The 11825-nt window shown below is 33.9% G+C and carries 15 protein-coding genes; 7 read left to right on the top strand and 8 right to left on the bottom strand.

Translation table 11 applies throughout. The features are described from left to right. Window positions 1–63: 63 nt before the first annotated feature. The 3 genes from IJQ68_RS01900 to IJQ68_RS01890 form a co-directional block, all read right to left on the bottom strand. Entirely contained in the window at window positions 64–717 is a 654-nt protein-coding gene (locus tag IJQ68_RS01900; protein WP_292796239.1) for a zinc ribbon domain-containing protein, read from the bottom strand. 376 nt (window positions 718–1093) lie between these two features. Continuing rightward, entirely contained in the window at window positions 1094–1480 is a 387-nt protein-coding gene (locus IJQ68_RS01895; protein ID WP_292796236.1) for a hypothetical protein, read from the bottom strand. Next, on the bottom strand, window positions 1477–2019 hold the full coding sequence (locus IJQ68_RS01890) for a hypothetical protein (RefSeq protein WP_292796233.1): 543 nt from the start codon (window positions 2017–2019) through the stop codon (window positions 1477–1479). The genes IJQ68_RS01895 and IJQ68_RS01890 overlap by 4 nt, the downstream gene beginning before the upstream one ends. A gap of 260 nt (window positions 2020–2279) precedes the next feature. Between IJQ68_RS01890 and IJQ68_RS01885 the strand changes: the two genes are divergently transcribed. Genes IJQ68_RS01885 through IJQ68_RS01875 form a run of 3 tightly spaced genes read left to right on the top strand, consistent with a single transcriptional unit; the run spans window position 2280 to window position 4035 of the window. Next, window positions 2280–3155 carry an SAP domain-containing protein gene (locus IJQ68_RS01885; RefSeq protein ID WP_292796231.1) on the top strand — a complete coding sequence of 292 codons (876 nt, stop codon included), beginning with the start codon at window positions 2280–2282 and terminating at the stop codon, window positions 3153–3155. A gap of 1 nt (window position 3156) precedes the next feature. Continuing rightward, window positions 3157–3765 (top strand): DUF998 domain-containing protein, encoded by a 609-nt coding sequence (locus IJQ68_RS01880; RefSeq protein WP_292796229.1) that lies wholly within the window; start codon window positions 3157–3159, stop codon window positions 3763–3765. A gap of 21 nt (window positions 3766–3786) precedes the next feature. Next, window positions 3787–4035 (top strand): hypothetical protein, encoded by a 249-nt coding sequence (locus tag IJQ68_RS01875; RefSeq protein ID WP_292796227.1) that lies wholly within the window; start codon window positions 3787–3789, stop codon window positions 4033–4035. A 17-nt stretch (window positions 4036–4052) separates the two neighbouring features. Here IJQ68_RS01875 and IJQ68_RS01870 read toward each other — a convergent pair whose 3' ends face one another. After that, a complete protein-coding gene (locus tag IJQ68_RS01870; protein ID WP_292796225.1) occupies window positions 4053–4727 on the bottom strand; it encodes a reductive dehalogenase domain-containing protein in 675 nt (224 codons plus the stop codon). Between the two features lie 106 nt (window positions 4728–4833). Between IJQ68_RS01870 and argB the strand changes: the two genes are divergently transcribed. Beyond that, window positions 4834–5703 (top strand): acetylglutamate kinase, encoded by an 870-nt coding sequence (gene argB, locus IJQ68_RS01865; RefSeq protein WP_292796223.1) that lies wholly within the window; start codon window positions 4834–4836, stop codon window positions 5701–5703. Between the two features lie 284 nt (window positions 5704–5987). Here argB and IJQ68_RS01860 read toward each other — a convergent pair whose 3' ends face one another. Together IJQ68_RS01860 and aksF are read right to left on the bottom strand one after the other, a co-directional pair. Next, window positions 5988–7457 (bottom strand): class I adenylate-forming enzyme family protein, encoded by a 1470-nt coding sequence (locus tag IJQ68_RS01860; protein WP_292796219.1) that lies wholly within the window; start codon window positions 7455–7457, stop codon window positions 5988–5990. After that, on the bottom strand, window positions 7451–8449 hold the full coding sequence (gene aksF / locus IJQ68_RS01855; RefSeq protein WP_292796216.1) for a homoisocitrate dehydrogenase: 999 nt from the start codon (window positions 8447–8449) through the stop codon (window positions 7451–7453). The genes IJQ68_RS01860 and aksF overlap by 7 nt, the downstream gene beginning before the upstream one ends. 94 nt (window positions 8450–8543) lie before the next feature. On the opposite strand from aksF, the gene IJQ68_RS01850 reads away from it, so the two are divergent. Then, a complete protein-coding gene (locus IJQ68_RS01850) occupies window positions 8544–9011 on the top strand; it encodes a HEAT repeat domain-containing protein (protein WP_292796213.1) in 468 nt (155 codons plus the stop codon). 59 nt (window positions 9012–9070) lie between these two features. On the opposite strand, the gene IJQ68_RS01845 is transcribed toward IJQ68_RS01850, so the two are convergent. Together IJQ68_RS01845 and IJQ68_RS01840 are read right to left on the bottom strand one after the other, a co-directional pair. Next, a complete protein-coding gene (locus IJQ68_RS01845) occupies window positions 9071–9331 on the bottom strand; it encodes a zinc-ribbon domain-containing protein (RefSeq protein ID WP_292796211.1) in 261 nt (86 codons plus the stop codon). 1 nt (window position 9332) lies between these two features. Next, window positions 9333–9779, bottom strand: coding sequence for a MarR family winged helix-turn-helix transcriptional regulator (locus IJQ68_RS01840; RefSeq protein ID WP_292796208.1), 447 nt, complete (start codon window positions 9777–9779; stop codon window positions 9333–9335). A gap of 107 nt (window positions 9780–9886) precedes the next feature. On the opposite strand from IJQ68_RS01840, the gene IJQ68_RS01835 reads away from it, so the two are divergent. Both IJQ68_RS01835 and IJQ68_RS01830 read left to right on the top strand, forming a co-directional pair. Beyond that, window positions 9887–10726, top strand: coding sequence for an aldo/keto reductase (locus IJQ68_RS01835; RefSeq protein ID WP_292796205.1), 840 nt, complete (start codon window positions 9887–9889; stop codon window positions 10724–10726). An 82-nt stretch (window positions 10727–10808) separates the two neighbouring features. After that, on the top strand, window positions 10809–11783 hold the full coding sequence (locus IJQ68_RS01830) for an aldo/keto reductase (RefSeq protein ID WP_292796202.1): 975 nt from the start codon (window positions 10809–10811) through the stop codon (window positions 11781–11783). Window positions 11784–11825: the final 42 nt, after the last annotated feature.

The following is an 11825-nucleotide window of genomic DNA, read 5'->3' as shown; positions in this document are numbered from 1 at the left end:
CAAAGAGAATATAATTATTTGATGTCATTATAATTTGGGGTGGTGACGGTTATATTGTCGTGTTCAGTCAAATCCCTGCGATTCCAGATATTCGTCTATTTCGTCATTGTCTCCATAGTTGTAATAGTCGTAATATGAACCTGGATCGTTGCGGGCAATCGTTGAAGGAGAGGTGTCCACACCTCCATAATGGCCGGAAGATGATGAATATCCTCCACTGCTACTGCTTCCGCTGCTGCTACTTGAATAATATGTTGGAGAATCATCGTATCCATAATAAGCATCAAGCATTGTATATACTCCAGATACCATAACAATTAAAACTATTGAAACTACAATTATCGCTAGGCATTTCTTTGAACTGTTCCAATTCTTAAAGTCATTGAGTATATTTGGATTTCTCACTCCATTGGCGATTTTGACTTCATTGTAGGTTTCATATAATCCATATGCCCATATCAATATGCTTATGAATATGAATATGAATATGAAAACTCCAATCGCAGCAGTAATTATTCTTAAGGCAATGAATATCAATCCTTTTTTGGTGTTTCCAGCATAGATTATTCCCAGTCCTGCAAATATGAATGATAGGATTAATGCAAGATACATATTCTTTTCTTTTTTAATGAAATGAGTGTTATTCACCTTATTGCCGCATTTATTGCAATATTGGGCATTTTCGTCCAGCTCAGTTCCGCAATTATCACAAAACATATTAATATTTTTGTTATTAACTGATATATAATTTATTAATATTTTTCAATGCGAAAGATTTATATACCATTTAAACACAAAATACTATTACATGATGTGGTTATCATGTGTTTAAAACATCATCGTGAAAATGGGGGTGAGGGAAAAATAACATAAAATAGTCTTTTAGTTCATTTTTACACCTTTTAATTGTTAAACACGAAACATTTTGTATCACTTATAACATATTTAACACTCTTGTAAAAAAACACGAAAATTATGTTGGAAAATGATTTTTTGTTTTCTATAATCATGTATCTTTCCTTTATTTTGCTTTACGGATGAACACGACGTTATTTTTAATCATCTCCATTCCAACATAATTTTATTTTAAAACTTATTTTCTGATTTTACCTTTCATTCTGTCGATAATTGAATTATTTGCATATTGTGCTATCCTTATTTTGAAATCCGCTTCTGAAGGCATTTTATACAGCTGAATATTAACCTTGACTGATGGAACACAATAAACATACACGTTTACTTTCTTTTTGTGCTTCTCATATAGATGCTCTGCAAATTCGATATAGTTTACATGGTCTTCAATGTCATAGTCTCTGGTCTGTATTTCCAGATCTATCAGCTCTCCGTCTTCTGTTCTATACACTGAGCCTCCTGGATAAGTGCCTTCATCAACCATTATCTGATTGTCCGGAACCTTTTCAATTATTCTTCTGTCATCATGAAACGCTTTTCTTATTAACTTCAGTTCGTCCTGATTCATTGTATCAACCCTTTTTTAGTAATCTCTTTCCATAATTTCAAACATTCTATTCTTAAATGCCTCTTATCCTCTTTCGGTCCCATTTGCGGAATCATTGATAAGGCAAACAAGTCCTCTTCATTCAATTTCTGTTTTCTTTTAACTAAATCCGTGATGTGCCTTAAAACGTCATATGCGTCGGATTGTGGCATTTGGGATATCTTAATCAACAGCGGTGCATCGCTTACAATTTCTTTTATTCCATTTATTTTCATGTGTGGTGAGCCTAAAATATAAATGCTGATGTATTTTCCATTTATTTCATATAAATCCTCACCATATTTTCGTATTTTATCAATTTCGTTGTTATTTATGTCATCTGTCATGATTTCATATGATATCAGTTCACCATGTTCTGTGATGAATATGTCTGCAGACCTTTGATGCTTTTCAGCTATTTTCTGTATACTCTCATCTGCCAGTCCAACAATTTTTCTATGTTCGTCAAACATGTTTTCAATCAGTACCAATGACGTTTCATCAAATTTTTTTTCATTCATTATATTTCACCTTTTCAAAATTTTTCTTTTGGTAATTACTAATATTAGATTTTAAGCTTTATAAATTAGTATAGTCTAAATCGCTACAATATTCTAGCTTTATACAATAAAACACGCTCATAGCAATATTATAATCATCAGGTAAATACTGTCATATGTAGGTCAACTTGTCGCTAAGAAAAGAATAATTTTTAAGAAAGTATTAAATTAACTAAAAAACAAACATTAATAATATTACTTAAAGGTAAAAAGGTGTTTAAGTGAGTGAACAAAAATTAGAAGTTTTTAATGTTTTGAATTTTTTAAATAGTGGTTATGGACTTGATGAAATTTTAACCGAAGGCAATTTCGGTACTTTTCCATCCGGAGAAGATTGCGTCAACTATTTAGTCGAAAACGGTTATCTTGGAGGAAATGGGGGAGTTACTCCTGAATCAGTATCTAAACAATATACAGTCGCTCAATTAAAAGAAATTCTAAAGGAAAATGGTTTAAAAGTATCCGGTAAAAAACAGGAATTGATTGAAAGGGTATTACCTGTCTTAAGTGACGGTTCATCTGCTGATTATGAATTGACTGATAAAGCAAAGGAATTCATTAAGGAAAATGAATGGATAGACCTGTACATGTTTGCTCTGGTGGCATTCCGATTTGAAGATTATGAAACTTATCAAGCATCATCAGCTGAAGACAATGTTACCACTGCTTTGAATTTCTGTGATGAAATTATTTCAAGGGCATTGATGGCCAATCAATTCTTAGTGTTTATCGACGCATTATCTGCAAAGGCACATGTCTATGCATATGATGGAGATTACGAATCATTCCTGGATTATGATTTGCAAAGATTCATCCTGGGATTAAACCCGATTATAATGGACGCTCAGACTTATGCCACATATGATGTAATAAATGAAGCAAATGTCATCAATCTTAAAAATGTTGTTGAAAGATTTGACTTTGGAAGTTTGAAGAAAAGATTTGACAGAATATGGGCAAAAAGTCATGTCACAAATATTACTGTGCCTAAAAAGACTTCCTATAAAATATTGAATAAGGCTATTTCAGGTGCAGACATCGAAGAGCTAAACTTTGATGTAAGGGAAAAATACTTCAATAAAAAGTTTGGTGTTTAATTTGAAAGATAAAGTTGCCGGAATCATTTTTTTGTTTGGCAGTCTGTACTATATGATTGCCGAAGCCGTTTCTGCAACTTTTTTCAATGCTTCGCTACTCAATACTTATGTTTTTCATACAATATCTGAACTCGGAATTCCAAATATTAACTCACCATTATTCTGGCTTATGAACTCGGCTTTCATAATAATCGGCTTATCACTGATATTTGGAAATTTATATAAATTTAAAGATTATATTATTAAAAATAAGCTCATTTTTTACATATTGACATTCATAACATCAATAGGTGTCATAATTGTTGCATTGATTCATGGCGGAAATCCTCTGACTTCAGGTTATCATACATTAGGTGCCGTTATGGCAATTCTGGGAGGAAATATTCTCCTTGTTCTGACTTCCAGATCAATGGATAATTTTGAAACTTATCAAAAGATAACCTTGATTTTAGGTATAATTGGCCTAATCGTATTTTGGATAATGTTTTTCAATATGAAAAGCATTTACATGCCTGTTTTTGAAAGATTGTCCGTTTATACGTTAATAGTCTGGTCTTTTGTAACCGGTTTCTGGATGGTTACAAAAAACTATAAATACTTTATTGGTTAATTATTCATTAAAGGTGATATCATGACAAACCTTGACAAAGCTGTAGAAGAAGAAATTTTAGCAATCGTTGAAAAATACCAAAAAGAAAATACTAAACTTTTAAACTACCTTATCACTGATGATGAGATTACATTTTTCTCACCTATCGGAAATGGTAGTGAAATAACTGCTGAGGACTTGCAGAAAGTCGCAGATATTTTAAAAGGCAAATTTGAAGGAATGGAAATTGTTAACCAAGAGTACAGATTCAAATTCAAATGTGGATTATAGGGGTTTTTACTCCTAACTTATTTTTTTATATATTCCTGGGTGAGCTTACACTCACTCATGCATTTTGTGCAGCCAAGTCCTGCCCTATATTGGTCAATTATATATTCTTTGCATGTTTCAATATCGATAATATCTTCCCTGTTCAGTCGGTCATTCCATTTTTGAGGATTTATCGCATTAACTGGACACGCATCCTGGCAATTTGTGCAGTCATCGCATTGCGAATCGGTTATGGGTTCACCAAATTCTAAGGGCATGTCAGTCAGTATTCCTCCAAGAGCCACTGCTGAGCCGTATTCTGGTGTGACAAATAATGCGGAGCGCCCAATCCATCCAAGTCCTGATTTGGTAGCTATAGTTTTATAAGGCAATATGCTGAGCAGTTTTTCCATATCACATTCATTGCGGGTCATTGTCAATGCAAATGCATCATAGCCCAGATTTTTAATATATTCTTCTGCCTTAAGTGATATTTCGGTCAATTCAGCAATCTGGCCGTGAAAACACTTCCAGTATGACTCATAATCCTCTTCGTTTAAATAGTGCATTGCTTGTTTTGGAAGTTTCAAAACGATGCTGATTCCATTTGGCAAATCTATAAATTCACTTGCAAGTCCTTCAACATCGGCAAAACCCATTTTGCTTGCACCTAATTTTTTAAGGTATGCTTTAAGATTATTCATCTCTGACATATATCTTGTTATATTCCAGATGTTATATAAAATTATCAATCAAATGGAGTGAAAAAATGGTAAATACTTATAAGCAATCAAGTTAAATATTTAATGTAGTGATAAAATGAAAGATATTGACGTTTTAATTGAAGCTTTGCCTTATATCAAAAAGTTTCATAATAAGAAAATTTTAATCAAATATGGTGGACATGCAATGATTGATGATGAAGCAATGTCCTCTACTGCTCGTGATACTGTATTACTCAAATATGTTGGAATGAAACCTCTTATTGTACACGGAGGAGGTCCTGAAATTTCACGTTCAATGGATAAACTGGGAAAAGAGCCGGAATTCATTCAAGGATTAAGAGTCACCGATGAAGAGACAATGGAAATTATCGAAATGGTTCTTGTAGGAAAAATCAGTACAGAAATCGTTTCAGAATTAATCAAACATGACGGTGAGGCAATAAGTTTATCAGGTAAAGATTCAAGTTTAATTTTTGCTCATAAAAAAGGAGCCCGCAAAATTGAAGGAATTGAAGAAGAAGTTGACCTGGGTTTGGTTGGTGAAGTCGATGATATCAACACTGATTTGCTTGATCTTTTTGTTGAAAATGATTATATTCCTGTAATTTCTCCAGTAGGTATTGCAAAGGACGGAACAAGCCTTAACTTAAATGCAGATACAGCAGCAGGTGAAGTGGCAAGTGCGATTGATGCTGAAAAATTAATTATTTTAACAGATGTTCCTGGCGTTTTAAGAGATCCTTCAGACCCTAATTCATTAATTCAGAAAATCAGAATAAGTGAAGTTCCTGGTTTAATAGAAGAAGGTATTATTTCCGGAGGAATGATTCCTAAAATTGAAACCTGTGTTAAAGCTATTGAAAATGGTGTTAAATCATGCCATATCATTGACGGACGTAAAAAACATGCTCTTTTGCTTGAAGTATTCACTACAGATGGTATTGGTACAATGATTTGTGAATAGAATATTTATGTTTGAGAGCAATAACTCTCACTCAACTCTTTTTTTATCGATTAAAAACTGCCTAACTTATTAATGACTAATACATATAATTAATTGAAGGTTTATTACTCGAAAAATTAAAAATTGTTGTATTGGTTATTCCGGAATCTTTTGATTTTTTGATAATATTTTGGCCTTTAACCATGGTTTAACAGTGTTCAGCACACTTAAATGATATACACTAAGTTAATACAACAATTCGTACTTTTAAGGTTAGATTGATTTCTAACCTTGAAGGTTCATCTCTATTTTTTGAACATGTCTCTCAATTCTCTTCTAAGCAGCTTCCATCCGTTGACTCTTGGAAGTTCATCCAAATCATAGATTTCACGGGGAACCTTATAACGGGATAAGTTTTCGCGTGCATAGTTAATTAATCCTTCATGGTCCGGTTCATCTTCCCAGACTACTGCAGCAACAGGTAATTCTCCTCTATGAACATCATTAACACTGAAAATAGCTATTTCCTTAAGTTTAGGGTATTTTATTAATACTTCCTCAACTTCTGTTGGGTAGATTTTCCATCCGCTCATTACAATCATGTCTTTTTTACGGTCAGTAATGAATAAACGGTTGTCCTCATCGAGATAACCAATATCTCCGGTTAAAAACCATCCGTCATCAAGGAATGTTTCTATAGTCTGTTTTTCTCTTCTCCAATATCCTTTTGCAATAGCCGGACCTCTTAGGGCAATTTCACCCTGTTCATATTTGTCCAATGTCTTCGTTGAATTGATTTCGTCAACGATTTTAACTTCTGAAAAGCAAACTGGATGGCCTACACTTTCAAATCTGTCAGCTTCACGATAATCTTCAGGTCTGATGACTGTTCCGGTTCCGATAACGATACTTTCAGATAATCCGTAAGCGTTAATGATTGGAATTTGGTATGTTTCATGGAACTCTTTCCAAATCTTTCTGTGCAGTGGCCCTCCTCCGCTTACGATTTCACGTACTGTTGACAGTTCCTTTGTCTTGTTCATTGTTGTTAATGAATGGATCACTGGCGGCATTCCGGTCAATACAGTTACCTTTTCTTTTTCGCACAATTCCAAATATTCCTCTAAATTGAATTCTTCAATGAGAATATAATATGCTGCTGCTCTGAGTGCAGCTATGGCCCATGAAAGGCCGACATGCGCCATCGGATAAATTCCTAAAAACACATCGTCCTGTTTTAATGTCAGAACATCACATTCGTTGTGGATTGCAGTGAAATAATTTCCATGAGTTAACATTGCACCTTTAGGCTTACCTGTTGTTCCTGAAGTGTACTGAAGCTGACATAAATCATCCCAGTCGGTATTGAATGCTTCAAGAACTTCACAATTCTTATATTCTTCCAGGTTGCTCGGAATATAAGTGGGAATGTTTATGGAATCCTTCGCATTTTCATCTGTAATTACCAGTTTTGCCTGGGAGTCATGAATGATGTAATCAAGTTCTGATTGGGTAAAGACTCTGTTTGTTGGAATGGCTATTGCACCGATTCTCCATATTGCAAAAAGTGAAAAGAGGTATTCACATGAGTTATTCAAATAGATAATTACTCTGTCTCCTTCATGAACATATTTTGATTTCAACTGACGTCCGATTTCAGATACTATTGATAAAATTTCTCCTGAAGTATATTTTTCGCCAGTCCTTGGATTGTATAATACGTTTTTGTCTAATCTTTTTGAGTTTGCATCTAAAAATGTGGTGATATTTAACATGTAATTACCTCACTTACTATTGCTTCAGTCATTTCCATCGTTTTGGCTTTTCCTCCCAAATCAGGAGTCAATACTTTGCCTTTGGCAACAACGCTTTCCACTGCATTATTAATTTTTGAAGCTATTTCCTTTTCGCCAATGTAGTCAAGCATCATAGCTGTTGATAATATCATGGAACATGGATTGGCTATTCCTTCACCCGCAATGTCCGGAGCTGAACCGTGAACAGGTTCAAATAGACCATATTTGTCTCCAATGTTTCCTGAAGGTGCAAGACCCAATCCTCCAACCAGTCCCGCACTTTCGTCAGACAGTATGTCTCCAAACAGGTTTGTTGAGACAATCACGTCAAAATTTTCAGGATTTGTAATCAGATACATTGCAGTTGCATCAACATAAAAGTCTTCAGTATTGATTTGGGGATACTTTTTGGCAACATTATAAAATGATTCTTTGAAAACGCCGTCTGTTTTTTTAAGTACATTGCTTTTGTGAACACAGGTGACCTTGTTTTGCTTTTTCCTTCTTGATGCCAACTTAAATGCCATTTCCGAAATCTTTTCGCTGGCTTTTCTTGTGATTACTCTTTCCGCAATCACCTTCTCGCTGTCGCCATATTCAATCTGGCTGTATAGTCCTTCGGTATTTTCACGCACTATTATAAAGTCAATATTTTCCTTAATTGATTTAACTCCTTTATATGACTTTATAGGCCTTAAATTCGCGTAAACATCAAGTTCTTTTCTTAAATTGATTATCGGGCTAGGCTGTCCTGGTGTTGAAGTTGACGCACCGAACAGTGTTGCATCACTGGATTTCGCTATTTTAATGGTTTCTTCAGGTAATGTCGTACCGTTCTTATTGAAACAGTCGAAACCCGCTTCACCATACTTAAAATTAAAATTCAAATCTAGCTTATCCAATAGATATTCGCTAGCTTCCATCACTTCATTTCCTATTCCGTCCCCACTTATTATTGCAATATCATACATTATTTCACGTTTGTTCGTCTATCATCAAAATACTTTTATACATATAAGTATAAAGATATATTTATTTAATAATTGTTATATTTGAGGGATGAAAATGTCTGAAATAGATGAATTAATTGAAAAGTTAAACGATAAAGATGATTTTGTTGTTGAAGATGCAATTGGCGCATTGGAATTAAAAGGTGAAGAAGCTTTAGATCCGTTAATTTCTGCTTTATCACACAGAAAGAAAAATGTTCGTTTACATGCAGCTAGTCTTTTAGGTGCTTTAAATGATGAAAAAGCTATCAAACCATTAATCTTAACTTTAAGAGACAACAACAAATTAGTTAGAAGGGAAGCTTCTACATCTTTAAGCCGTATGGGTCCTGCTGCGGTTGATCCTTTAATTGAAGTATTGGACGATGAAGACTGGAGAGTCAGAGGTGCAGCTGCATGGGCTTTAGGTAACTTGAATGACGAAAAAGCTATTCCGGCACTTGAAAAATTACTTGACGATGAAAGCGGTTATGTAAAATCCGGTGCTCAAAGTGCAATAGCTACTATTCAAAGAAAAGCTTAAATCTTTTCTTTTTTCTTTTTTTATTGATTAAAAAGATTAATTAGTGATATTAATATAATTTATTTTCTATTTTTGTAATAAATAAGTAAAACCACTAGAATAGCTGTTATTATTGTGGCATAAATCCAATTTGAAAAAGCGAATATTATCGCCCATAACAAGAAAAATAGGAAAAACCATAACGTTGCAACATTGCTTCTGTGGTAAATATTGTTCATCTTGTTGATTGTCTGGTTATTTAACTTTTCACCGCAATTGCTGCAGATTCGCTCATGCGGACTTATTATCTTATTGCAGTTCGGACATCTTTCAGCTTTCATGTTAATCATCACTTAAAAGTTTAAATAATAATTTTTTAAGGGTCTTAAACTCATCATCACTTAAATTAGCTCTTCGAAGTTCTTCCCATGTGTTGATGTAATCCAGTATTTCGTCTGTTTTTTTACATCCTTTATCGGTTAATCTGACAATTTTTCGTCTTCTGTTTTCAGGATCTTCGTGTCGTGTAATGAATCCTTTGTCTTCAAATCTTCTAAGCAGTTTTGCGGTATATCCGTCACTCACGTTAAATAATCTCACCAAATCCTTTTGTGTGCTTTTATCCACAAATCTGATTCTTAAAAGAAATGGCAATTCTGTTAGGGTTATGTCATCATCACTAAAGTTTTCAATACTATAATTGCTGAAATCACTTACTAATTCTTCAACATAATGATAAATAAGTATATTTTCGTAATTTTCCTCTTTGAATTGGCTTGGTAAGCTCATGATAATTATTTTTATGAATTGATATATAAATAGTTTTCATAAATTAATTATTTCTAAAGGAAACATTTATATTTAGAAAAGATAAAATTATAAATTAGGTGAAAATTATGGAATATATAACTTTATCAAACGGTGTTGAAATACCACAATTAGGATTCGGTGTATTTCAAATACCTCCAGAAGAAACAAAAGATGTAGTAAAAAAAGCAATTGAACTCGGTTACAGACATTTTGATACAGCACAGGCATATTTCAATGAAGCAGAAATAGGCGAAGCAATAAAAGAATCAGGAATCGCAAGAGAAGAACTGTTCCTGACTACTAAAGTATGGGTATCCTCATATGGTTACGAAGAAACTAAAAAAGCATTCCAGGAATCCCTTGATAAATTACAGACTGACTATGTGGATTTATACCTTCTTCACCAATGCATGGGTGATGTATATTCAACTTGGAGGGCAGTGGAAGATCTCTACAAAGAAGGAAAAATCAAAGCTATTGGTGTATGCAACTTCACCCAAGGACGTTTCACAGACTTGGCATTAAACTCAGAAATTACTCCTATGGTAAACCAGATTGAAGTAAATCCTTTTTACCAGCAGGAAGGAACAGAAGAATTCCACAAACAGTTCGATGCTGTTGTAGAGGCATGGGGACCGTTAGCTGAAGGAAAAGACGGAATCTTTACAAATCCGATTTTAGTTGAAATCGGTGAAAAATACGATAAATCAGCAGCACAGGTAATATTGAGATGGCTGATTCAAAGAGGAATCGTAGTTTTCCCTAAATCCACAAAAGAATCAAGAATGATTGAAAATGCAAATTTATTCGACTTTGAACTGTCTGATGAGGATATGGAAAAAATCAAGGAATTGGAAACAGGAGTTCCTATTGTGGAAGTGGACAATCCGGAATTCATCAAATTCGTAATAAGCAGCATTGCATAATTATTCTGCTATTGATTAATTGTAAACTAACATGAAGAGTTCTTTAAAAATAACTCTTCTTTTTTTTTAACGGGTTTTTCAAATGATTAAAAGAAAAATTGCTAAAACTGATTTAAGCGTAAATCCTGTTGGATTGGGATGTATGGGACTGTCTCATGCCTATGGCAGTGCCGTTTCAAAGGATTATGCAATTGAATTTTTAAAAGATTCTTTCACTGAAGGCTATAATTTCTTTGACACTGCTGAAGTCTATATAGGACAGACAAAATCAGGAGATATAAGCAATAATGAGGAACTGGTTGGCGAAGCCTTAAAATCTTACAGAAAAGATGTTGTCATCGCCTCTAAATTTGGTATTAATATTGATGGCACAGCTCTTGTTCCTGATTCATCTCCAGAAGCTATTCAAAAGTCAATCGAAGGGACTCTGGAAAGATTGGATATTGATTGTCTGGATTTGTATTATCAGCACAGAATTGATCCCAATGTTGAGCCTGAAGTAGTGGCAGGAGAAATGCAGAAATTAATTGATGATGGTCTGATTAATGCATGGGGAATTTCAGAGACAACTGAAGACTACTTGAGAAGAGCTAATGAAATATGTCCAGTATCTGTAATTCAAAACAGATATTCCATGCTTGCAAGATGGCATGAAAATCTCTTTCCGGTATGTGAAGAGCTTGATGTGACTTTCGTTGCGTTCTCTCCAATGGCCAATGGATTTTTAACAGGTTTATATAATCCGAATTCCACTTTTGAAGACATCGATTATAGAAATGACATGCCACAATATAGTGAAGAAGGTTTTAAAAGCGCTAAGAAGCTAATGGAGTTGTTAACTTCTATTGCTTATGATAAAAATGCAACTCTGGCTCAAATTTCACTGGCATGGATGATTAATAAAAAGGATTATATTATTCCGATTCCTGGAACCACATCTACGGATAATATGAAATCTAATCTTAAGGCAGGAGATGTGAAATTATCTGCTTCAACAATAGATGAAATTGATGATTTGCTGGAAGAAATTGATGTTCCTGTTTTTGGTGGACATTAATCAAATTGGATGTTTGTTATTAATAACCTCATGATTTACTCC

The organism is Methanobrevibacter sp., from assembly GCF_017447225.1.
GTDB lineage: Archaea > Methanobacteriota > Methanobacteria > Methanobacteriales > Methanobacteriaceae > Methanocatella.
This window is presented reverse-complemented; position numbering and strand designations above follow the sequence as displayed.